Origin of the sequence: Pseudomonas sp. Colony2, assembly GCF_019382755.1 — a bacterium.
Taxonomy (GTDB): Bacteria; Pseudomonadota; Gammaproteobacteria; order Pseudomonadales; family Pseudomonadaceae; genus Aquipseudomonas.
Genome location: NZ_CP080030.1, coordinates 1,509,240 through 1,529,369, shown reverse-complemented (window position 1 = coordinate 1,529,369; position 20,130 = coordinate 1,509,240). Strand labels below are relative to the sequence as shown.

The 20,130-nt window shown below is 61.1% G+C and carries 25 protein-coding genes; 14 read left to right on the top strand and 11 right to left on the bottom strand.

From position 1 onward, the window contains the following. Nucleotides 1–884, bottom strand: an 884-nt coding sequence (locus JV201_RS06480; protein ID WP_219407142.1) for an SDR family oxidoreductase, incomplete at its 3' end; no start/stop codon positions are given. 95 nt (nt 885–979) lie between these two features. Here JV201_RS06480 and JV201_RS06475 point away from each other — a divergent pair. The 3 genes from JV201_RS06475 to JV201_RS06465 all read left to right on the top strand — a co-directional run bounded on the left by JV201_RS06475 (nt 980) and on the right by JV201_RS06465 (nt 2,558). Further along, entirely contained in the window at nt 980–1,792 is an 813-nt protein-coding gene (locus tag JV201_RS06475; RefSeq protein WP_008437810.1) for a helix-turn-helix transcriptional regulator, read from the top strand. Nucleotides 1,793–1,953: 161 nt separating this feature from the next. After that, complete coding sequence (locus tag JV201_RS06470) at nt 1,954–2,247, top strand: type II toxin-antitoxin system RelE/ParE family toxin (RefSeq protein WP_003212063.1); 294 nt, start codon at nt 1,954–1,956, stop codon at nt 2,245–2,247. A 2-nt stretch (nt 2,248–2,249) separates the two neighbouring features. After that, entirely contained in the window at nt 2,250–2,558 is a 309-nt protein-coding gene (locus JV201_RS06465; RefSeq protein WP_003212064.1) for an addiction module antidote protein, read from the top strand. Here JV201_RS06465 and JV201_RS06460 read toward each other — a convergent pair. Next, the gene (locus JV201_RS06460) at nt 2,551–3,741 is read right to left on the bottom strand and encodes an MFS transporter (protein WP_219406650.1); all 1,191 of its coding nucleotides are present in this window, start codon (nt 3,739–3,741) and stop codon (nt 2,551–2,553) included. The genes JV201_RS06465 and JV201_RS06460 overlap by 8 nt on opposite strands. Next, nucleotides 3,738–4,901 carry an MFS transporter gene (locus JV201_RS06455; protein WP_219406649.1) on the bottom strand — a complete coding sequence of 388 codons (1,164 nt, stop codon included), beginning with the start codon at nt 4,899–4,901 and terminating at the stop codon, nt 3,738–3,740. The genes JV201_RS06460 and JV201_RS06455 overlap by 4 nt, the downstream gene beginning before the upstream one ends. 95 nt (nt 4,902–4,996) lie before the next feature. Between JV201_RS06455 and JV201_RS06450 the strand changes: the two genes are divergently transcribed. The 6 genes from JV201_RS06450 (at nt 4,997) to JV201_RS06425 (ending at nt 8,156) form a co-directional block, all read left to right on the top strand. Then, on the top strand, nt 4,997–5,905 hold the full coding sequence (locus JV201_RS06450) for a LysR family transcriptional regulator (protein ID WP_087692622.1): 909 nt from the start codon (nt 4,997–4,999) through the stop codon (nt 5,903–5,905). Nucleotides 5,906–6,076: 171 nt separating this feature from the next. Further along, the gene (locus JV201_RS06445; RefSeq protein WP_003189411.1) at nt 6,077–6,259 is read left to right on the top strand and encodes a type II toxin-antitoxin system HicA family toxin; all 183 of its coding nucleotides are present in this window, start codon (nt 6,077–6,079) and stop codon (nt 6,257–6,259) included. A gap of 23 nt (nt 6,260–6,282) precedes the next feature. Beyond that, nucleotides 6,283–6,693, top strand: a complete 411-nt coding sequence (locus tag JV201_RS06440) for a type II toxin-antitoxin system HicB family antitoxin (RefSeq protein ID WP_003212074.1) — start codon at nt 6,283–6,285, stop codon at nt 6,691–6,693. A 22-nt stretch (nt 6,694–6,715) separates the two neighbouring features. Then, entirely contained in the window at nt 6,716–7,048 is a 333-nt protein-coding gene (locus tag JV201_RS06435) for a hypothetical protein (protein WP_003212076.1), read from the top strand. 89 nt (nt 7,049–7,137) lie between these two features. Further along, nucleotides 7,138–7,620, top strand: a complete 483-nt coding sequence (locus JV201_RS06430; protein WP_003212078.1) for a methylated-DNA--[protein]-cysteine S-methyltransferase — start codon at nt 7,138–7,140, stop codon at nt 7,618–7,620. A 110-nt stretch (nt 7,621–7,730) separates the two neighbouring features. After that, complete coding sequence (locus JV201_RS06425) at nt 7,731–8,156, top strand: low affinity iron permease family protein (RefSeq protein WP_003212079.1); 426 nt, start codon at nt 7,731–7,733, stop codon at nt 8,154–8,156. Nucleotides 8,157–8,211: 55 nt separating this feature from the next. Here the strand turns inward: JV201_RS06425 and JV201_RS06420 are convergent, their stop codons facing one another. Further along, the gene (locus JV201_RS06420; protein ID WP_003212082.1) at nt 8,212–8,739 is read right to left on the bottom strand and encodes a DUF4142 domain-containing protein; all 528 of its coding nucleotides are present in this window, start codon (nt 8,737–8,739) and stop codon (nt 8,212–8,214) included. A 209-nt stretch (nt 8,740–8,948) separates the two neighbouring features. On the opposite strand from JV201_RS06420, the gene JV201_RS06415 reads away from it, so the two are divergent. Continuing rightward, nucleotides 8,949–9,188, top strand: a complete 240-nt coding sequence (locus JV201_RS06415) for a CopG family ribbon-helix-helix protein (RefSeq protein ID WP_008437804.1) — start codon at nt 8,949–8,951, stop codon at nt 9,186–9,188. Continuing rightward, entirely contained in the window at nt 9,178–9,462 is a 285-nt protein-coding gene (locus JV201_RS06410; protein WP_008437803.1) for a type II toxin-antitoxin system RelE/ParE family toxin, read from the top strand. Before JV201_RS06415 ends, JV201_RS06410 begins: the two co-directional genes overlap by 11 nt. Before the next feature lie 6 nt (nt 9,463–9,468). Here JV201_RS06410 and JV201_RS06405 read toward each other — a convergent pair whose 3' ends face one another. After that, on the bottom strand, nt 9,469–10,377 hold the full coding sequence (locus JV201_RS06405; RefSeq protein ID WP_374707361.1) for a LysR family transcriptional regulator: 909 nt from the start codon (nt 10,375–10,377) through the stop codon (nt 9,469–9,471). Nucleotides 10,378–10,454: 77 nt separating this feature from the next. Here JV201_RS06405 and JV201_RS06400 point away from each other — a divergent pair, with 77 nt between their 5' ends. Further along, nucleotides 10,455–10,943: a DMT family transporter gene (locus JV201_RS06400; RefSeq protein WP_003212086.1), complete on the top strand. Its 489-nt coding sequence runs from the start codon at nt 10,455–10,457 to the stop codon at nt 10,941–10,943. Here JV201_RS06400 and JV201_RS06395 read toward each other — a convergent pair whose 3' ends face one another. From JV201_RS06395 to JV201_RS06375, 5 genes are all read right to left on the bottom strand, one after another. Beyond that, nucleotides 10,944–12,275, bottom strand: a complete 1,332-nt coding sequence (locus tag JV201_RS06395) for an MFS transporter (RefSeq protein WP_219272232.1) — start codon at nt 12,273–12,275, stop codon at nt 10,944–10,946. A gap of 59 nt (nt 12,276–12,334) precedes the next feature. After that, nucleotides 12,335–13,273, bottom strand: a complete 939-nt coding sequence (locus tag JV201_RS06390; RefSeq protein ID WP_177046278.1) for a hydroxymethylglutaryl-CoA lyase — start codon at nt 13,271–13,273, stop codon at nt 12,335–12,337. Beyond that, the gene (locus tag JV201_RS06385) at nt 13,270–14,463 is read right to left on the bottom strand and encodes a CaiB/BaiF CoA-transferase family protein (protein WP_003212092.1); all 1,194 of its coding nucleotides are present in this window, start codon (nt 14,461–14,463) and stop codon (nt 13,270–13,272) included. The genes JV201_RS06390 and JV201_RS06385 overlap by 4 nt, the downstream gene beginning before the upstream one ends. Nucleotides 14,464–14,612: 149 nt before the next feature. After that, complete coding sequence (locus tag JV201_RS06380) at nt 14,613–15,524, bottom strand: LysR family transcriptional regulator (protein WP_219406648.1); 912 nt, start codon at nt 15,522–15,524, stop codon at nt 14,613–14,615. Beyond that, nucleotides 15,525–16,199, bottom strand: a complete 675-nt coding sequence (locus JV201_RS06375) for an NAD(P)H-binding protein (RefSeq protein WP_102604145.1) — start codon at nt 16,197–16,199, stop codon at nt 15,525–15,527. 115 nt (nt 16,200–16,314) lie between these two features. On the opposite strand from JV201_RS06375, the gene JV201_RS06370 reads away from it, so the two are divergent. Further along, a complete protein-coding gene (locus JV201_RS06370; RefSeq protein WP_219406647.1) occupies nt 16,315–17,502 on the top strand; it encodes an MFS transporter in 1,188 nt (395 codons plus the stop codon). Here JV201_RS06370 and yiaY read toward each other — a convergent pair. Continuing rightward, nucleotides 17,469–18,617, bottom strand: a complete 1,149-nt coding sequence (gene yiaY, locus JV201_RS06365) for an L-threonine dehydrogenase (protein ID WP_219406646.1) — start codon at nt 18,615–18,617, stop codon at nt 17,469–17,471. The genes JV201_RS06370 and yiaY overlap by 34 nt on opposite strands. 127 nt (nt 18,618–18,744) lie before the next feature. Here yiaY and JV201_RS06360 point away from each other — a divergent pair, with 127 nt between their 5' ends. Next, nucleotides 18,745–19,761 (top strand): DUF4917 family protein, encoded by a 1,017-nt coding sequence (locus tag JV201_RS06360; RefSeq protein ID WP_003212103.1) that lies wholly within the window; start codon nt 18,745–18,747, stop codon nt 19,759–19,761. The last annotated feature ends 369 nt before the right edge of the window (nt 19,762–20,130 follow it).

Here is a 20,130-nt window from a genome sequence, read left to right as displayed (position 1 = left end):
CCCTCCAACTGCGCAAGATCCGCAAGCAACCCCGGCCCCACCGGTTCCCATCCCAACGTCTTGCGCGTGATCGCACTGGATGCAGGCATATCGTGAGCGGTAAACCTTGCCAACCAACCAAAAAACCCCTGAGCCTCTTGCGCCGAAATGGATTTAACCGGCAAACCAAGCCGCGTCCCCAACACCTCGGCAATCTCCCGCTGCGACACACCCTCCTCCGCCACCGCGTGATACCTCGTGCCCGGCTCGGCCTTTTCAATCGCCAGCCTGTAGAGCCGAGCCACATCCAGAATATGTGCCGCCGGCCAACGGTTTTTCCCGTCGGCGATGTAAGCGCAAACGCCCTTCTCGCGATACAACTCGATCACCGGGCTAACCAGCCCCTGCCTGACGGTGTCGTGTACTTGAGGCAAACGCATCACCGACACATTCACCCCCGTCGCGGCTACAGCGTTAGCCGCTTCTTCCGACGCTGCACGAGGAATTTGCGCTGAGGTAACCACCGCACCATCCTCCGTCGCCAACTGCCCCGGCACGGTGCTCGCAATTCCGACACCGGAGGTAATGATCAGCGGTCGATCCGACCCGGCAAGTGCCTCTCCCAGCGCCTGGATAACCCGGCGGTCGTCCTCGCAGTTCGCGACGAATTTCGAGAAATCGTGATTGAACGCCAGGTGAATCACTCCATCCGCCTGGGCAACACCAGACTTGAGGCTTCCCAGGTCCTCAAGCGACCCACGATGTACCTGAGCCCCGGCGGCCTCCAGCGCTGCCACCCTGTCATCCGAGCGACACAACCCCAGCACCTGATGGCCCGCCGAGATCAGTTCCTTGACGACAGCCGACCCGATAAATCCGCTGGCACCCGTTATAAATATGCGCATGAACCGTATCTCCGTGTGTATTCAGAGACTAATCTGTGCGCTTGCCCTATACGGGTAAAGTAGTGAAGTTATCAGGGTATAGAGGCTAACAGGCTATGAGCGCAAACCAGTTGGGCAGCTATCTGAAAGACCGACGTACCCGGCTTGATCCGGCGGCATTCGGCTTCTCATCGGCACGACGGCGTACGCCAGGTTTGCGCCGCGAAGAGGTGGCCCAACGCGCGAACATCAGCCCCACCTGGTACACCTGGCTCGAACAGGGCCGTGGCGGCGCGCCGTCGGTGGAAGTGCTGGAGCGGATTGCCCATGCGCTGATGTTGACCGATATCGAACGCGAGCATCTGTTCCTGCTGGCCTTCGGACGCCCACCCGAAGTGCGCTACCAGCAAAACGAAACGGTGACGCCACGCCTGCAACGGGTACTGGATGCCTTGAACCCCAGCGCCGCGATCCTGCGTACGGCGACCTGGGACGTGGTGGCCTGGAACCAGGCGGCGACGGTGATGTTGATGGACTACGGATCCCAGGCGCCGGAACAGCGAAATATCCTGCGGTTCATGTTCCTTGATCCCAATTCCCGCGCGGCCCAATACGACTGGGAAAGCGTGGCGCGGTTTGTGTTGGGGGCTTTCAGGATTGATACGGCGCGCTCAGGCGCGGCGGAGCAGGTGCAGCCGCTGGTGGATGAACTGTGTCGACGCAGTCCTGAGTTTAAGGCGATGTGGAGCGAAAACGATGTTCAGGGCGCCCATGGTGATCGCATCAAGCGGATACGCCATTCGGTGTTGGGGCCGATCGAATTTGAGTATTCGGTGTTTGCGGTCGATGGGCGCAAGGATCTGAATATGGTGGTGTACAACCCGGCGACGCCGGAGGATGCGCAGCGGATCGCGTCCTTGATGGATTAGGCGCCAGCAACTGCAAGAGACTTCGACACTGCAATCGCTCGCAACAAGAGACCATTTGAATCCTTAGCCTTACTCACATCATTCTCCTGCGCCTAACCGCGCCGCGCGCACGTGCTCATGCCTATTGCCAGCCAGTATCCATATGGATACAGTGAGAACCCGTGAACTATCATGTCCAGCAAACGCAGACCTTCATTACCTGGCATTCAGCAATACGTGATTTACGCGCAAAAATCGCCATCGCCCGGCGCATCGATTGCGCATCTGCTGGCAATCTGGGCGATATAAAGACGGTAGGCAATGGTGTCTCGGAAATGCGCGTAGATATCGGTCTGGGTTATCGAGTGTATTTCACGCAGCGAGGAAGAACCGTCATCGTCTTGCTGGCCGGTGGCGACAAATCCTCACAAGACGCCGACATCCGGCGAGCAAAAAAACTGGCAAAGGAAGTTTGATCATGAGCCAAACACTGACGACATTTGATATGGCGGCACTGCTCGACAGTGATGAAGCCATCAGCGAATACCTTTCTCAAGTTCTGGCCGACGGCGATAACGAGGAGTTCCTCAGGGCCGTCGGGTACGTGGCCAAAGCTCGCGGGATGGCGCGGGTCGCGACCGATACCGGCATGGGCCGTGAGAGTCTGTACAAGGCATTTGCCCCTGGAGCAAAGCCCCGCTTCGAAACGGTACTCAAGGTGCTTCACGCACTGGGTATCGATCTGCAAGCACAGCCGGGGCATGTCGCCAATCATTCGATTATTTGAGTGAGCAGCCCCGCTGCACCACCCACGCCAACGGCAACGTCAGCAACAACATCCCCGCCAGCACCATCACCGCCACCGGCACGCCCATCAAGTCCCCCAGCCCGCCAAACAGAACCGGCGCCAACGCGCCACCTCCGATGGTGCCGGTGTAGAACACGGCAAACGCCTGCTCTCGTTTACCTGCGCCAGCGAGATCCGGCACCGCGCCGTACAGCACCGAAGAGGTGCCATTCAACGCCAGCCCCAACACCGGCAATATCACCATCAACCCGCTCAACGGCAGGTACACCGCCGCGACGATCAACAGCGCCGTGACGGTTTCCGTCAGCCACACGGTTTTCATCATGCCGATGCGTGCGCCGAGGTAGCCGCAGAGCAATTTGCCGAAGGCGCCGCCGATAAACAGCATGGTCAGCGCGAGACCGATGCCCGCAGTGCCGGCGCCTTTAGCTTTCAGAAGAAAGGGCAGAAACGTGAGAAAGCCCATCCGCACGGCACTGTCGAGTGTGCCCGTGACGATCAGCGCACGCAGACCGCTGACCGAGCCACTTCCGATCAAGGTCTTGGCGGTTTTGCCGGAAGCAGACGCCGCTGCCTGCGTTGGGATCAGCCACCACAGCAACCCCGCCGCGGCCAATCCCAGCATTCCAAGAAGCGTGACGCTCGCGCGCCAGCTGATGACGGTCAGCAACAGGCCGACCAGCCCGGGAACCAGGGTTTTGCCAATGTCCCCGGAGAAGTTGTATTGAGACAGCGCTTCCTTGACCCCACCACCGCTCTCGTAGGTGTCGGTGATCATCGAAGAAGCCAGCGGATGCTGGGTACTCGCCCCCAGCCCGCCCAACAGCAGCGCCAGCAACAACATGCCCAACCCGATCGCCTGCCCCACCAACAGATAGGCAACACCGGCAAGCGCCGTGCCGCCCACCAGCATCGGCGTGCGTCCCCAGCGTTTGGCGGCGCGACTGGCCATCAGCTGAAACACCGCCATCATCCCGGAATAGGCACCGCGCAGCAGGCCGACCTGGGCGTAGGTCATGCCGAACTGCGCTTGCCAGATCGGCAGCAGCACGTAGATCACATCGGTCAGGCCATCGTGAATCGCGTGGGCGCTGCAGCCGGCGATCAACGAGCGGCGACGGGCGGAAGTCTCGGGTACCGGCAGGGCAACGGCATCGCTCATGAGGTCTTGCTCAGTTCAGGTTGGAGGGGCTTCCAGCCCGCCAGGGCGATCAGCAACGACAGTAGCTGGAAACCGATGATCAGCGCCACACACCCCACCCAACCCCAACGCCCCCAGATCAGCGCCGGGACGATGGCGCCGAAGCTGCCGCCCAGGTAATAGCAGGTGAGGTACAGGCCCACGGCACCGGCCTTGTTGTGGCGGGCGGTGGCGGTGGTGAAGGCGCTGGCGGCGGCCTGGGCGAGGAACACGCCCGTGGAGCTGAGGGCCAGTCCCAGCACGATGCACCACAGGGATGGCAGCAAGGTCAGGCCCGAGCCACAAACGCCAAGCACCGCAGCCGCCGTCAGCAGTTCGGATTGCGGGCGGGATTTGCTCAGGCGCCCGGCAACGGGAATGACCACCAGGGCCAGCAGGAACACCATATAGATCGTGCCCAGCGCCGCCGGGCCAAGGTCGAACGGGGCTTGGCTGAGGTAAAGGCCAGCGTAGGTAAACGTCGCCACTTGGGAGAACAGCACGCAAAATCCTACGGCGTAGGCTGCCAGCAGCGGCGTGCCGAGCACGTCGGCCCAGGTGGTTGAAGGTCGTGCGACTCGGGGCGGATTGCCCGGCAGCAGGAACTGGATAAATCCGCCCACCATCAGGCTCAACACTGCCAACAGTTCAAAGGCTTCGCGCCAGCCGACGTACTCGGTCATCACGCCGGTGACGAAGCGCCCGGCAAACCCGCCGAGCACGGTGCCGGCCACGTAGAGGCTGGTGACTTCGGTGACGGTGCCGCCGCGCCAGCGATCACCGATATAAGCCACGCTGGTAGCGAACACCACGGGGATCAGCATGCCTTCGATAAAGCGCCACACCAGCAGTTCGGCAAAGCTGCTGGCATAGGCAGTCATCAGCGCCGGCAACGCCAGCAACAGCGCAGCCGCCGAGATCACCGTGCGTAGCTCAAAACGCCCGGTCAGGCGGCTGACAAAGGGCGCGGTCAGCGCTACCGCCAAGGTGGTGACGGTAATGCTCCAACCGGCCGCCCTGGCGCTCACTTCAAAGTTGGCGGCAAGGGTCTGCAAAATGCTCTGGGTGGCGTAGAGGTTGAGAAACGCCGCGCAGCCACACAGGAACAGGGCAAGACGGGCACAATGCAGGCGCGGTTTCATGAAACCTCTCGTTTTATTATCTGAGGCCTTTATAGAATGACCCGCACACCCGAGACCAATACCGATTTCGAACCGATCAATACCCTGGGGCCAGGATGCTCGACCTACGCAAGCTGCGTTACTTTCTGACCGTCGCCGAAGAATTGCACTTCGGCCGAGCGGCCATTCGCCTGCACCTGGCCCAGCCGCCGTTGACCCGGCAGATTTCCGCGCTGGAGACTGAGCTGGGATTTCGCCTGTTCGACCGCACCAGTCGCACGGTTTCGCTCACTCCCCAGGGGCGCGCGTTCCTGCCCTACGCACGGGCGGTGCTGGAGCAGGTCGACCTCGCTGAAGTCATCGCGGGCAAACTGGCGGCGGGTGCCGCCGGGCAACTGGCGCTGGGTTACGTCAGCTCGATAGCCCTGTCGGACTTGTTCAGCCAGGCGATTCAAGCCTTCGCCCAACGCTTTCCCGATGTACAACTGACGCTGGTGGAATGCGCCTCCGGCAGCCTGGGCGCACAGGTGGCTGATGGCCGCCTGGATATCGGCTTGAGCCGGTTACTGCCCCAGGACGGTCAGACTGAGGTGCAAGCGTTGTCGTTGGGTGAGGAGCGGCTGGTGGCGGCGGTGTCCAGCGACAGCCCGTTGGCCAACCAGGCCGAGGTCAGCCTGGCGCAGTTGAGTGGGTACCCGTTGATTCTGTTCCCAGCCGATTATGGCTCGGGGCTTAACCAGTCCATTGAGCAGCTTTATCGGCACAAAGGTTTGCCACTGAGGGCCGGGCCGTCGGGACGGCAAATTACCTCGATCATTGCACTGGTGGCGGCGGGACAAGGTGTGGCGCTGGTGCCGGAATGTACGCAGAGTTTGATGAACAAGGGCGTGACGTATCGGCCGTTGGTGGACGCGGAAGCGTATGCACGGTTGCTCGTTCTTACGCGCAGCGGCGCAAGCAGCTTGATGGTCACGGCATTTCTCACGGTAATTGATGAGTTGCTGCAGGCTCGTCAGAAAGCCTGATTGTTCTCTCGAAAAACCTCGCAATACCTCCGCCGGGCACCGTCCCCATGCGCTCATACACTACATACGCGCCCTACAGAAACACCGGTCATCGACCGCTGGTAGGTAGAGTGTTGATAATTTATTTTTAGTGGTTATAGTCTCCACCAACACACACCACAAGGAGGTGCTGTGGACAGCCGATATTTGATAGGTCACATCGTTGCGGATGGCTGGTATCTGGTGCGAATCAGAGGCAGCCATCATCATTTCAAGCACCCGACAAAGCCGGGGCTGGTGACGATTCCCCATCCTAAAAAGGACCTGCTGGACAAGACCGCAAAGAGCATTTTGAAACAAGCTCTGCTCAGCTAACACGTTCGTGGAGGACAACAAACATGCTGTACCCAATCGCAATTTCAACCGGTGACGAGGACCATGCCTGGGGTGTGGAAGTCCCGGACATTCCCGGTTGCTTCTCAGCTGGAGATGATCTGGACGACGCCATGGCCATGGCTCGCGAAGCGATCGAAGGCCACTTCGAGATCCTCGCAGAAGACGGTGCGCCCATTCCTACAGCACAGAAAGTCACCCTCCATGCCGCCAACCCGCAATATGCCGGCTGCACGTGGGCGGTGGTGGATATTGATGTGACCAAGTACCTGGGCAAGGCACAGAAACTCAATATCACGCTGCCCGGCTATCTGCTGAACCGCATTGACGAATACGTCCTGCATCATCCGGAAGAAAAAAGCCGTTCGGGCTTTCTTGCGTCTGCTGCCCTCAAGGTATTGCAACAGGACCGGTAACAGCACTTCAAGGAACCGCGCAATGCTCCCTCCGTCACACCGCACGCCCAGCCCCGTACTGCGCAAGGTACTGGGCTGGGTGCTGATCGCTCCTCTGCTGCTTTCGTTCCTCAGGCTGCCCTTTGCGCTGGGACTCGTGTTGGTGCTGGCGTCCATCACGGCCTCCGTTTATGGCGCCCGGTTTGCCCAACTGCATGCCAGTCGGCGTGTAACCGTATTTGCCGTGATCATCACGCTGCTCAACATCGCTTCATTTTTTGTCATTGGCACGGCATCGGTACTCAAGGCGCTGTACTGGTTCTCGTGGTTTTATTGGTATCCGTATTACGCCGATTGGGTTTACTGGAACTTCTAAGTCGTTCGCGAATTCGACCGCAAGAAACGTAGTTCCACCCTGGGCCGGCCCATCTACAGTAGAGCCATATCCACTCAAGGAGCCCGACCATGTCCTACGAATACAAATACATGCCCTCCCCCGTCGGCCAACTGACCCTCGTGGCCCGTGACGGAAAACTCACCGCCATCCTCTGGGAAAAAGAGCGGCCCAATCGCGTTCGCCTGGGTGCCCTGCAAGAAGCCAGCAACAGCCCGGTACTGCTGGAGACCGAGCGACAGTTGAAGGAGTACTTCGCCGGTGCCCGCAATCGTTTCGAGCTGGAACTGGACTTCGCCGGCACCGACTTCCAGAAGAAAGTCTGGCAGGCGCTGTTGACCATCCCGTTCGGAGAGACCCGCAGCTACAGCCAGATCGCTGCGCAGATAGGCAACCCCAAGGCCGTGCGTGCCGTCGGCGCCGCCAACGGGCGCAATCCGATTTCGATTGTTGCGCCGTGCCATCGGGTGATCGGTGCGTCGGGTGGCTTGACCGGGTTCGCCGGCGGGCTTGAGGCCAAGCAGTATCTACTGGCGTTGGAGGATCACGGCTGACCCCCAGCAGGAAAACGTACAACTTTGTTCAGTTCCTCAATTGTAAAAAGAAATTTCAGAGCGCGCCTGCGGTCAGTATTTTCATCACCCACCCTTATAGGAAAACGGTCATGAAATTCTCCGCCATCTCACAATCCCTGTCCCGCTGGGCAGGCAGCGCCCGCACGTTCTACGCGGCGGTGGGATTGATCCTCCTGTGGAGTCTGAGCGGGCCCTATTTCCACTACAACGACACATGGCAACTGATCATCAACACCTCCACCACCATCATCACCTTCCTGATGGTGTTCCTGATCCAGAACACGCAAAACCGCGACAACGACATTTTGCATATCAAGATTGACGAGTTGCTGCGCGCCACCAAGGATGCACAAAACGCCGTATTGAGCCTGGACGGCCTGGACCGCAAGGAACTGGAGAAACTGCGCAAGGAGTACAAGACCATCGGCGACAGCGAAACCATCACTGTGACGACCCTGGTTACCGAAACAACGGATGACAATGGCCGGTCCAAGACAGACCTGAACCAGGCATAAAAAAACGGCGGCTGGATCACTCCAGCCGCCGTTTTTCATGGGGTACTCAAGGCAATCAACCGTCGCCCTGGTGACCCTTACCGTACGTCGACGCCAGCGCCCGGGCTTTCTCCAGGCGCTCTTCCAACTTGGGCAAGGTCTCATCCACGAGAGCCTTTATTTCCGGGATATCGGACTCGGCGCCCTCCTGCTTGAACAAGGCAATCGCGTCTTCGTTGGCCTTGATCTGCTGGGCGGTGTAGGCGGCGTCAAAGGAGTCGCCGTCCTTGAGCTCGGGCATCAGCGATTCGGCCTTGTCGACGATCTTGTCCCGAGGGGCCACCGGCAAGTCGAGCTTCTTGGCGATGGCCGCCAGGTGCTGATTGGCCAGAGTGCGTTCATTGATGACTTCGATGGTGTAGTCCTTGATCTCCTGGGACGAAGTCTTGGCGTGTGCCATGCGGCTGGTCTCGATATCGGCCATGCCCTTGGCCGAAGCCTGCTCGATGAAATCGGCAGGCGACTGGGCGAAAGCATTGCTGGCGCCGAGGCCCAGCAGCATCGCGAAACTGGCGGTGCGTAACCGGATAGCCATGCGGCTCATGATGGGTTCCTCCAGGTAATAAACAGGTGCAGGGAAACGAGCCCCGCGCTGAATCTGAATTTTCAGGGCGGCAAAGGTTTAGAAAAAACTTGCCAGTGCGACGAACGGTCGTCAGGTCTTACTGAGGAGCAGTCCTGACGAACGGGACACAAAGATGCAACGGTGACAATGTAGTATGTTGTATTACACATCACTACATCGAGGCACTTATGTCGGTCATGTCATTACGTCTACCTGAAGACATCTCCGAAACACTCGCCAGCCTTGCCAAGGCCACCGGGCGCAGCAAATCGTTCCTCGCCGTCGATGCGTTACGCGAATACCTGACGCGTGAAGCATGGCAAATCGAGGAAATTCAAAAGGCGTTGAAAGAAGCCGATGCGGGTGACTTTGCAACTGCCGCCGAAGTAGACGCAGTGGCAAACAAATGGCGTGCCAATGCGCGTTGAGTGGCTGAAGGCAGCACTCAAAAATCTTGATGATGAAGCAGCTTTCATCGCCCAGGAAAACCCCAAAGCGGCTTATGAGTTTGTTCAGGCCATCCGGACGGGGCTTGAGCATGTTGCTGAGTTTCCGGCGATGGGTCGAGAAGGACGCGTTCCTGGTACACGTGAGTGGGTGATGCCACGCTGGCCCTATCTCGTGCCATATCGTATTCGCGAGGGACGGTTACAGGTTCTTCGAATATTTCACACACGGCGCCAACCACCGAACAGTTGGTAACGCCGATCAACCCTGTATCACAACCTGCACCTGCCCATTCAACCACTGCAACGCCGCGTCCCCACCCCGCCGCGAATGCCACGCCAGCACAAACGCAAACGACGGAATGTGAAACGGCGGCGGCACCGCCAACAACTGTTCGTGATCAATGTTCAGCAGCCCGCGAGACGACACGGTAAGAATCAGGTCCGTGCCCTGGATCAACTGCGGCGCAACACCCCAATGAGGCAAGCTGATAGACACGTGCCGGCGCTCACGAATCGCCGTCAGCGCCCGTTCGATTTCCGGGGTGCCGCTGCCACGCATTTCCAGCAATACGTGGGGCCGTGCCAGATAGGTGGGCAGGTCGAGTACACCGCTCGCCGGCAGGCTGTCGCGGTCCACCAGGCACACGTAATGCTCTTCAAACAGCGGCGTGCTGCGCAGCTCGGCAGGCATGTCGGGAAACACCCCGGCCGCCAGGTCGATATCGCCATTGAGCACACCGTCAAGCATGCCTTCGCGGCTGGCCTGGATAATCTGCAAATCAATCCCCGGCGCTTCCCGGCGCAAGGTGCGCACCAGCCCCGGCAAGAAAATCGCCGCACTGTAGTCCGACATGGCGACCCGGAAGGTGCGCTTGGCCGACGCCGGATCAAAACGATTGGGCTCCAGCAGCGCCTGTACCTGGGCCAGCGCTTCCGCCAGCGGCATGGCCAGTTCCAGAGCACGAGCAGTGGGCACCAGCGAGCTGCCCTGGCGCACCAGCAACGCGTCTCCGAGCAAATCCCGCAACCGCGCCAGAGCGTGGCTCACCGCCGGCTGGCTCAGGTGCAGGCGCTCGGCGGCACGGGTCACGTGTTGCTCGCTGAGCAAGGCATCAAGGATCACCAGCAGGTTAAGGTCGATGCGTCGTAGATCATTCATCAGCTGCATGTTCTGCATAAGAACTTGGAATTTAAATTTGCGCGACGAATAGCCTAGAGTCCAGCAAAACCTCTGGGAGATTGATCATGACGACGTTGCATTGGGTAGGTTTGTTGCTGTTGGCCGCGTTCGCCGGGGCAGTGGTGCCGTTTCAAAGCGCGATCAACGCCAACCTGGGACGCGGCCTGGGGCATCCGCTGTGGGCCACCCTGGCCTCGCTGCTGGTGAGCATCATCGTGCTGCTGCCGGTGATCCTGGCCCTGCGCCTGCCGCTGCCCAACCTGGGTTTTATCACCAAGGCGCCACTGTGGATGTGGAGCGGCGGCGCGTTCGGCGTGTGCTTCATTTCGCTGGCGTTGATCCTGATGCCCAAGCTCGGCGCCTCGGGGTTTATCGCCCTGGCGATGGCCGGGCAAATCGTCGCCTCGTTGATGCTGGACCACTTCGGCTTGTTCGGGCTGGTGGAACGCCAATTGACCGCGCCCCGGTTGATCGGGGCGCTGATGTTGATTGGCGGTGTGGCCCTGATTCAATTCAGTGCCGCACCCACCCGCTCGCTGGTGACCGCCGGCTGATCAGCGCTTGTCGAGGGTGCGCAGCTTCTGAGGCAAGCCCCACAGCAACAGCGCCGCCGCCAGCAACGCACACACGCCGATGACATACAGCGCCGGCGTGGTGCTGCCGGTGAGGTCCTTGATCCGGCCGACCATCACCGGGCTGACGATGCCGCCGAACTGGCCCAACGTGTTGATCACGGCGATCCCGCCAGCAGCGCCCGCGCCGGCACCGGCCAACAACTTCGGCGGCAGCGTCCAGAACGTCGGGATCGAAGCGATGATCCCCGCGCCCAGCAAGCTCAGGGCGACGATCAGGAACGTGGTGTGATCGGCAAAGATCCCGGCACAGAAGAACCCCACCGCCCCCAGCGCCACCAGGCCGCTGACGAACTTGCGACGTTCGCCGGTGGCGTCGGACAAGCGTCCGATCACCACCATGCTGATGGCGCCGCAGACGTAGGGAATCGCCGTCAGCAAGCCGATCATCACCGGGCTCTGGGTGCCGGCGCTGCGGATCAGTTGCGGCGCCCAGAAGTTCAACCCGTAGGACGCCACCTGGATCAGGAAGTAGATAAAACCCAGCATCAGGAAGCCTGGGATACGCAATGCTGCCAGCAATGAGCCGCCGCTCTTGTGGGGTTCATGCACGGCAATGCGACTGGCCAGCAACGTCTTCTCCGCCGAGGTCAGCCAGTGGGCGTCCTCGATACGGTCCTTGAGCAGCTTGAGCACCAGGAACCCCAGGCCCACACAGGGCAAGCCACCGAGCAAGAACAACCAGTGCCAGCCGCGCATTTGTAGCACACCGTCGAGGTGTTCCAGCACCAGCCCGGAGAACGGCGCGCCCACCAGCCCGGCAAACGCCGACGCCAGGAACAGCATCGAGGTGATGCGCCCACGGTAGTGCTGCGGGAACCACAACGTCAGGTAATACAGCACGCCCGGGGCAAACCCGGCCTCCATCGCACCGATGATGAAACGCAGGCCGTAGAACTGCCATTCGGCCGTGACGAACACCATAGCGGCCGTCGCCAGCCCCCACGACATCATGATGCGAGCGATCCAGCGGCGGGCGCCGACCTTGTACAGCATCATGTTGCTCGGCACTTCAAAGATCACATAGCCCACCACAAACAGCCCGGCGCCGAGACCATAGGCGGTGTCACTCAGGCTCAGGTCGGTCTGTAGCTGGAACTTGGCGAAGCTGATGTTGATGCGGTCAAAAAACGCGAACAGGTAGCAGACCATGATCAGCGGCATCAGGCGCCAGGCGACCTTGCTGACCAGGGCTTTTTCGGCATCGTGTTCAGCGGCCGGGCGCACGCCGGCCTCCAACGTATTAAGGCTCATCGATTCTCTCCAGCGGACTGCTCGCAGGCGTCCGATTGTTTTTGTTGTCTGGTTACGGCTTACAAGGTGGCGATGTAGGCCGGTGGCGGATGCAGGTCGCAATTGCGCCCGGCCTTGGCCACCTGGCCCGGCAACTCATGGCCCAGCAAGGCCGGCAGTTGCCGCGACATTTTCAGCAGGTGCGGCAGGTCGATGCCGGTGTGGATCCCGACTTCATCACACAGGTTGACCAGGTCTTCAGTGCAGATATTGCCCGACGCGCCGGGCGCAAACGGGCAACCGCCGAGGCCGCCCAATGCCGCATCAAACCGTCGCGCACCGGCCTCGTAGGCGGCCAGCACATTGCACAAACCCAGGCCGCGGGTGTTGTGGAAATGCAGGGTCAGGTCGCTCGCCGGAACACGTTCGAGCACGCGCTTGACCAGGCGCTCGACCTGACGCGGATTGGCCATGCCGGTGGTGTCGGCCAGGCTGATGCCCTGGATGCCCAGCTCGCGGTAAGCGTCGACCAATTGCAGCACGCGGTCCTCATCGATCTTGCCCTCGAACGGGCAGCCGAAGGTGGTCGCGATGCTGCCGTTGAGGCGCACCGGGTGCTCGGCAGCAAAGCTCACGATATCGCCGAATGCGGCCAACGAAGCCTCGCAACGCATGCGCATATTCGCCAGGTTGTGGGTCTGGCTGGCGGACATCACCAGGTTCAACTCATCGGCCCGGGACTCGATAGCACGCTGGGCGCCCTTGAGGTTGGGGATCAACGCCACGTAGATAACCCCGGGATGACGGGTGATGCCCTGGAAAACCTGTTCACCATCGCGCAACGCAGGGATGGCCTTGGGCGACACGAACGAGCCGGCTTCGATCCGGGAAAACCCGGCCATGGACAGTTGATCGATCAACGCGATCTTGTCGACAGTCTCGACCCAGGTCGGCTCGATTTGCAGGCCGTCACGAGGCGAGACTTCCTGCACGACCAGCGCATCGGAATAGTTTTTCATTGCACCACTCCCGAGGTTTTCAGGCGTTGAATATCGGCGCCGCTCAGGCCCAGGTCGCCGAGGATTGAATCAGTGTGCTGGCCCAGGCTCGGGCCCTGCCAATTCACCGCGCCGGGGGTTTCCGACAGTTTGGGCACGATACCGGGCATCTTCACCGTGAGGCCGCCGGGCAGGTCGGCGCTGAGCAGCATGTCGCGGGCCTGGTAGTGCGGATCGGCGACGATATCGGCCACTGAATAGATGCGCCCCGCCGGTACTTCGGCGGCTTCCAGGGCACTGAGCACCTGGTCGATGGGCAGGCTGCTGGTCCAGTGGGTGATGGCGGCGTCCAGCAGGCCGCTCTTGGCAGCGCGGCCATCGTTGTGGGCAAACTCCGGCGCTTCGGCCAGGTCGGCGCGGCCGATGGCGAGCATCAGGCGCTTGTAGATCGGGTCGCTGTTGCCGGCGATCACCACATAGGCGCCATCGGCGGTCAGGTAGGTGTTGGACGGTGCGATGCCGGGCAAGGCGCCGCCGCTGCGTTCGCGCACATGGCCGAGCATGTCGTATTCCGGCACCAGGCTTTCCATCAGGTTGAACACGCTTTCGGCCAGGGACACGTCGACAATCTGGCCGTCGCCCTGGCCGGTCTTGACCCGCAGCAGCGACATCAGCGCGCCGATCACACCGTGCAGCGACGCCAGGGAATCACCGAGGCTCACGCCAACCCGCGCCGGTGGCGAATCCGGGTTGCCGGTGGTGTAGCGAATCCCGCCCATGGCCTCGCCGATGGCACCGAAGCCCGGGCGGTCGCGGTAAGGGCCGGTCTGGCCGTAGCCGGAGATGCGCACCAGGGTCAGCTTGGGGTTGAGGGCGTGCAGCACGTCCCAGCCCAGGCCGAGTTTTTCCAGGCCGCCGGGGCGCAGGTTTTCGATCAGCACGTCGGCATCGCCCAGCAATTGCTTGACCAGGTCCAGGCCTTCTGCCGACTTGAGGTCCAGGGCCAGGGACTTTTTGTTACGCGATTGCAGGTACCACCACAGCGACGTACCTTCGTGAAGCTTTCGCCATTTGCGAAGCGGATCGCCCTGCCCCATGGCTTCGATCTTGATCACCTCGGCGCCAAACTCGGCCATCAGCCGGGCGGCGAAGGGCGCGGCAATCAGGGTGCCGATCTCGATCACCTTGATACCGCTCAGGGGAGCCGTCATGGGGTGTACCTCTTGTTCTTGGAATGTGGGGCCAAGGCTAGAGGACGCAGGCAGTAGAAATCCAACCGTCAGTTGGCAACGAGCGTTCGCCATATGCGAACGCTTGAGTAAGGGCTGGTTGTGGCGAGGGCCCTCGCCACAGCGTTTGCTTACGCCTGCTCCCGCCGCAGGTAATCGAACAACAACCGGCTCACCGGCGACAGCTGCGCCTCGTCACGCACCACCAGGATCAGGCTGCGGTCCGACCAGGCATCCGTCAGCGGCACCGCGTGCAAGCCCAACGCGCGGCCAAACAGTTCATAGGCTTTTTGCGGCAGGATGCCGATGCCCATGTTGGCCTGGACCATCCGGCACATGGCATCGAAGCCCGGCACATGGATCCGCAAGCGCAGCACCTTGCCCGCCTCCCGCGCCGCCGCATGGGTGCGCATGTTGATCGAACTGGCGGAATGCAGCCCCACGTAGTCGCTGTCCAGCGTCTCGGCGAACGTCAGGGTCTTGCGCGAGGCCAACGGGTAATCCGCCGGCATCAGCACCACCAGTTTGTCCCGGCGATAGGTCACACCGGGCAGGCCGTTGGTATCGGTGTCGCTGGAACAGATGCCCAGGTCCGCAACGCCGTCAATCACACCCTGGACCACGCCATTGCTGGGCCGCTCTTCCAGGTCGGCCTTCACCTGTGGATGCAGCGCGGAAAAGTCGCGCAAGTCTTCGGGCAGGAACTGAATGATTGCCGAGAGGTTCGCCAGCATCCGCACATAACCGCGCACGCCGTGACTGTGTTCGCCCAGCTCCAGGCCCATCTTCTCGACATTGAACAGCATCTGCCGTGCATGGTGCAGCAAGGTCTCGCCGGCAGCCGTGAGCTGCATGCCCTTGGCCTGGCGCACAAACAGGCTGACGCCCAGCACCTGTTCCAGCTCCATCAAGCGCTTGCTGGCCGCCGAGACCGCGATAGCTTCACGGGCGGCGGCGCGGGTCAGCGTGCCTTCCTCATGCACTGCCACAAACAATTGCAGGGTGATCAGGTCAAGGCGGCGAACCAGGCTTTTGTGCAGCATCTAGGCGCGCTCGGTGGCCAGGCGATTGATATCGGCCTGCTCCACCACCGGCAGAGGTGCGCCGTGCCGGACGGCCGAGAGCATCGCGCGGCCAACGGTTTCCGTGCTCACCACCCAGGCCGGTCGCACATGGCGCAGCAGCGACAACAACGGGCCGACCACAGTGTAGATGGACTGGTAGAGCGGGGTTTTCGAGCGCACGCCGTGCAACGGCTGGATCACCCCGGGACGGAACAGGTACACCGCCTTGAACGGCAGGCGCAGCAACGCATTCTCGGTCTTGCCCTTGATCCGTGCCCACATGGTTTTGCCGGTTTCGCTGCTGTCGGTACCGGCGCCGGACACGTAGATAAAGGTCATCTGCGGGTTGAGCCGCGCCAGGGTGCTGGCGGCCACCAGCGTCAAGTCGTAGCTCAAATGGGTGTACTTGGCTTCATCCATGCCCACCGAGGACACGCCCAGGCAAAAGAAGCAGGCATCGAAACCTTGCAGCAGATGCTCCAGGGGCTGGAAATCGAACATGTCGGCATGCAGCACCTGGTGCAGCTTGCCGTGTTCCTGGGTCAGCGCGGTACGGCCGACGGCGACGACTTCCTGCACGTCACTGGCCAGCAGGCACTCGCGCAACACGCCTTGGCCGACCATGCCGGTGGCGCCGAATAATAGAACTCTCATAAGGTTGGTTCCTAAGCGACAAGCGGTTAGCTTCATGCTGCAAGGTAGAGACAAACCCACTGGCAACTTGTAGCTTGCGGCTTGCAGCTTACTGCTCAACAGGATCTTTTGCCCCTTGAAAAGCACCACGACCCTCACCATTGCCTGCAGCGCGGCCTTTTTGTCCCAGGTTGGCATCAGCAGTTATCTGCCCGCCGTGCCGGCGATTGCCTTGTCATTGACCGCTGCAGAGGACCAGGTGGCACTGGCCCTGGCGGTGTACTTGATCGGCATGGCGTTGCCGATGCTGCTCTGGGGCAGCCTCGGTGAGCGCCTGGGTAGAAAGCCGGTGTTGCTGGCAGCGTTGGCGTTGTATGCGCTGGCCAGTGCGGCGATTCCGTCCGCCTACAGCCTCGAATCGTTCCTCGGCCTGCGCCTGGTTCAAGGCCTCGGTGCGGGCGGTGTGTCGGTGATGGCGCGGGTGCTGGTTCGTGACAGCTTCAGCGGTGCCCTGTTGGCCAAAGGTTTGTCGTGGCTGGGCATGACGTTCGTGATCGCCCTGGGCATCGGGCAGTTTGTGGGCTCGCTGTTGCAAGTGGCGTTTGGTTGGGAGGCGATCTTTTATGGGCTGGCGGTCTCGGCTGTCGGCTTGATGATTGCGCTGCAACGGGTGGTGTTCCCAAGATTGGAAAAAGCCTCTGGACACGTCTCGGCCTGGCGCATCTACGGCACGATCCTGCGTCATCCGGCGTTCCTGCGGCCTGCGTTGGCGGGCGGTTTGGGTTACGGGGTGATCATCGCGTTCAACACCTGCGCACCGTTGATTTTGCAGGGCCATTTCGAGTGGAGCGCGGCGCAATATGGCTGGCTCGGCTGGCCAATCAGCGGGGCGTATCTGGCGGGGGCGTTGATGGTCAATCGCCTCGTCGCCCGCACCGGGCGCCTGTCGATGATGAGTTGGGGCGTGGCGTTGGTGATGTGCGGCAGCGCGACGATGTTGCTGGGCAGCCTGTTTGCCAATGGGCTGGCGATCCTGCTGTGGCTGCCGTATTGCCTGGCGGTGTTCGGCCAATCGATGAGTTATCCCATCAGCCTGTCGCTGGCCAATGATGAATCACCGGTGAGCGGCTCCTACGCCATGGCCTTGAGCGGCTTTATGCATCAGTTGATGGCAGCGGCGATCGGTGGCGTGGCCAGCCTGCTGGCGAGTCAGCAGGCCTGGCCGTTGGCGGTGTTATGCGTGACGCTGGCGGGCGGCGCACTGCTGTGCGTCGCCATGGCCAGGACTGATCAGAACGCGCTGCGGAAGATCTCTTCAATCTGACGCTGATCCGCCCGCCGTGGGTTGGTCAGGCCGCAGGCGTCCTTCAGGGCGTTGGACGCCAGCAGCGGGATGTCCTGCAACTTGGCGCCCAACTCCCGTAGCCCGGCAGGAATTTCCACATCCTGGGACAGGCTGCGAATCGCCGCGATGGCCGCCTGGGCGCCCTCTTCCACCGACGTACCCTTGATATCTGCGCCAAGGGCCCGTGCCACATGGCTCAGGCGCTCGGCGCTGACGCTGGCGTTGAAGCTTTGCACATGGGGCAACAGCACCGCATTGCACACGCCGTGGGGCAAGTCATACAGCCCGCCCAACTGGTGCGCCATGGCGTGCACGAACCCCAGGGACGCGTTGTTGAAGGCCATGCCGGCAAGGAACTGCGCGTAGGCCATGTTCTCCCGGGCGGCCAGGTCTTTACCGTCGCGCACCGCAATCCGCAGGTTGGCGCTGATCAGCTCGATGGCCTTGATCGCGCAGGCATCGGTGATCGGGTTGGCGGCGGTGGACACGTAGGCTTCGATTGCGTGGGTGAGCGCGTCCATGCCGGTGGCGGCAGTCAGGCCCTTGGGCATGCCGACCATCAGCGCCGGGTCGTTGACCGACAGCAGCGGCGTGACGTTACGGTCGACGATGGCCATTTTCACGTGGTGGGTTTCGTCGGTGATGATGCAGAAGCGGGTCATTTCGCTGGCCGTGCCGGCGGTGGTGTTGATGGCTACCAGCGGCAGTTGCGGTTTGGCCGACTGATCGACGCCTTCGTAGTCGCCGATGTGCCCGCCGTTGGTCGCACACAGGGCAATGCCCTTGGCACAGTCATGGGGTGAGCCACCGCCCAGTGACACCACGAAATCACAGGCACTCTGTTGCAGCAGCGCCAGGCCTTTTTCGACGTTCTCGACGTTCGGGTTGGGCTTGGCGCCGTCATAGATCACCGAGTCGATGTCTTGCATCGCAAGCTTCTCGGCGATCATGCTGGCCACACCTGCCTTGGCCATCCCGGCGTCAGTGACGATCAGCGCCTTGCGAAAACCGTAGTTGCGAATCGCGGTCATGGCTTCGTCGAGGCAGTCGAGGCCCATGATGTTGACGGCGGGAATGAAGAAGGTGCTGCTCATGGTGGCTAATCCTTTAAAGTCGTTATGCCTACAGCATCGACCTCGATTGCCTGCGGCATCTTGACCAGGATCAACGCCCGCTCGTGATAAAGTCACCGCCCAGCCGATTTCGAGTAGACCCGCCGCAATGAAGGATTCCCAGGATTTTGATGCCCACCTAGAAGACTGGAACGCCTTGCGCAGCAGTACCGCCATCAGCGGGATCCTGATCGGCAACGGCGCCAGCCGCGCAGTGTGGGAAGATTTTGCCTACGACTCACTGTTCGAAAACGCCCGCACCGTGGAAGAAAAACCCCTGAGCCAGTCCGAACTCAGCGTGTTTGACGCGATGCAGACCCGCAGCTTCGAGCAGGTGCTGGGTGCACTGAAAACCACCAGCCGGGTCAACAAGGCCCTGGCGGTCAGCTCGGCTGCGCCGCGTAATCGCTATTACGCGATCAAGGAAGCGCTGATCAATACGATCCACAGCGTGCATATTCCGTGGCGCCTGGTGAAGCCGTCGACACTGGCGACCCTCCATCAGGAGCTGGCGAGTTACCCGACGGTGTTCACCAGCAATTACGACCTGCTCAACTACTGGGCGATCCTGCATGCGCCGGGCATCGATGATCTGTTTCGCAGTGCCGATGCGAGCTTTGACCTGCGCAATACTGCCTGCGACACCACGCGCATTTTGTATCTGCATGGTGGCCTGCACCTGGTGCGTAACCTTGATGGTACGGCGCGTAAATTGCCGACCACTGACAGCACGTTGCTCAGCAGTTTTGCGATCAACAACACGATCAAGACGCTGGATGATGTGCCGTTGTTTGTCAGCGAGGGCAAGGTTGAGGAGAAGCTGAAGACCATTCGCAGTTCTGACTATTTGTCGTTCTGTTATGAGCAGTTGTTGGGCCATGAAGGTGGGCTATGCATCTTTGGGCATCACCTCGGCGCGCAGGATGTGCATCTGGTGCAGGCGATTCGACAGGCGAAGATCAGCACGTTGGCGATTTCGGTGTTTGGCCGCAGTGCGGGGTTTATCCAGCAGCAGAAGCGGCGTTTTGCGGAGTTGTTTGAGGGGATGGAGGTGGAGTTGCGGTTTTTTGATGCGCGTAGTCATGCGCTTGGGAATTCGGGGCTTTCGGTGCCCGTGGAGCGGTGATGGTAGTTGGGGTGAGGTGAGGTGRGGTGGGGTGTACATATCCGTTGCTGCGGTAACGGCCACTTATGGTTCCGCTCTTACAGCCGGTCACTTTTTTACAAACGCCTAAAAAAGTAACCAAAAAACGCTTTGCCCCACCACTCGGTGCCTCGCCTAGGCTCGGCATGCCCGCACTCCGGCACGCTTGCGCGGGTCGCCGCGATGGGCCATCCCTGGCCCAGCGCGGCTAAACCGGCGTCCTGCCGGTTTACCCGCTCCACCGTGCCTACTTGCGGCCATCGTGGTTAACGGGGCCCGCAGATCAAGATCAAAAGCAAGAGCACAGCGGCCTACCGGCCGGCTTGAGTGTTTAGAAGCCAGATCAAAAGC

Excerpts from the sequence above, each read along its gene's own strand:
- JV201_RS06410 (WP_008437803.1), top strand. The coding sequence starts at position 9,178 with ATGCGCGTTGAGTGGCTGAAGGCAGCACTCAAAAATCTTGATGATGAA.
- JV201_RS06465 (WP_003212064.1), top strand. The coding sequence starts at position 2,250 with ATGAGCCAAACACTGACGACATTTGATATGGCGGCACTGCTCGACAGT.
- JV201_RS06390 (WP_177046278.1), bottom strand. The coding sequence starts at position 13,273 with ATGAAAAACTATTCCGATGCGCTGGTCGTGCAGGAAGTCTCGCCTCGT.
- JV201_RS06400 (WP_003212086.1), top strand. The coding sequence starts at position 10,455 with ATGACGACGTTGCATTGGGTAGGTTTGTTGCTGTTGGCCGCGTTCGCC.
- JV201_RS06375 (WP_102604145.1), bottom strand. The coding sequence starts at position 16,199 with ATGAGAGTTCTATTATTCGGCGCCACCGGCATGGTCGGCCAAGGCGTG.
- JV201_RS06385 (WP_003212092.1), bottom strand. The coding sequence starts at position 14,463 with ATGACGGCTCCCCTGAGCGGTATCAAGGTGATCGAGATCGGCACCCTG.
- JV201_RS06380 (WP_219406648.1), bottom strand. The coding sequence starts at position 15,524 with ATGCTGCACAAAAGCCTGGTTCGCCGCCTTGACCTGATCACCCTGCAA.
- JV201_RS06460 (WP_219406650.1), bottom strand. The coding sequence starts at position 3,741 with ATGAGCGATGCCGTTGCCCTGCCGGTACCCGAGACTTCCGCCCGTCGC.
- JV201_RS06420 (WP_003212082.1), bottom strand. The coding sequence starts at position 8,739 with ATGAGCCGCATGGCTATCCGGTTACGCACCGCCAGTTTCGCGATGCTG.
- JV201_RS06395 (WP_219272232.1), bottom strand. The coding sequence starts at position 12,275 with ATGAGCCTTAATACGTTGGAGGCCGGCGTGCGCCCGGCCGCTGAACAC.
- JV201_RS06360 (WP_003212103.1), top strand. The coding sequence starts at position 18,745 with ATGAAGGATTCCCAGGATTTTGATGCCCACCTAGAAGACTGGAACGCC.
- JV201_RS06450 (WP_087692622.1), top strand. The coding sequence starts at position 4,997 with ATGCTCGACCTACGCAAGCTGCGTTACTTTCTGACCGTCGCCGAAGAA.
- JV201_RS06475 (WP_008437810.1), top strand. The coding sequence starts at position 980 with ATGAGCGCAAACCAGTTGGGCAGCTATCTGAAAGACCGACGTACCCGG.
- JV201_RS06415 (WP_008437804.1), top strand. The coding sequence starts at position 8,949 with ATGTCGGTCATGTCATTACGTCTACCTGAAGACATCTCCGAAACACTC.
- JV201_RS06440 (WP_003212074.1), top strand. The coding sequence starts at position 6,283 with ATGCTGTACCCAATCGCAATTTCAACCGGTGACGAGGACCATGCCTGG.
- JV201_RS06455 (WP_219406649.1), bottom strand. The coding sequence starts at position 4,901 with ATGAAACCGCGCCTGCATTGTGCCCGTCTTGCCCTGTTCCTGTGTGGC.
- JV201_RS06405 (WP_374707361.1), bottom strand. The coding sequence starts at position 10,377 with ATGCAGCTGATGAATGATCTACGACGCATCGACCTTAACCTGCTGGTG.
- yiaY (WP_219406646.1), bottom strand. The coding sequence starts at position 18,617 with ATGAGCAGCACCTTCTTCATTCCCGCCGTCAACATCATGGGCCTCGAC.
- JV201_RS06425 (WP_003212079.1), top strand. The coding sequence starts at position 7,731 with ATGAAATTCTCCGCCATCTCACAATCCCTGTCCCGCTGGGCAGGCAGC.
- JV201_RS06430 (WP_003212078.1), top strand. The coding sequence starts at position 7,138 with ATGTCCTACGAATACAAATACATGCCCTCCCCCGTCGGCCAACTGACC.
- JV201_RS06435 (WP_003212076.1), top strand. The coding sequence starts at position 6,716 with ATGCTCCCTCCGTCACACCGCACGCCCAGCCCCGTACTGCGCAAGGTA.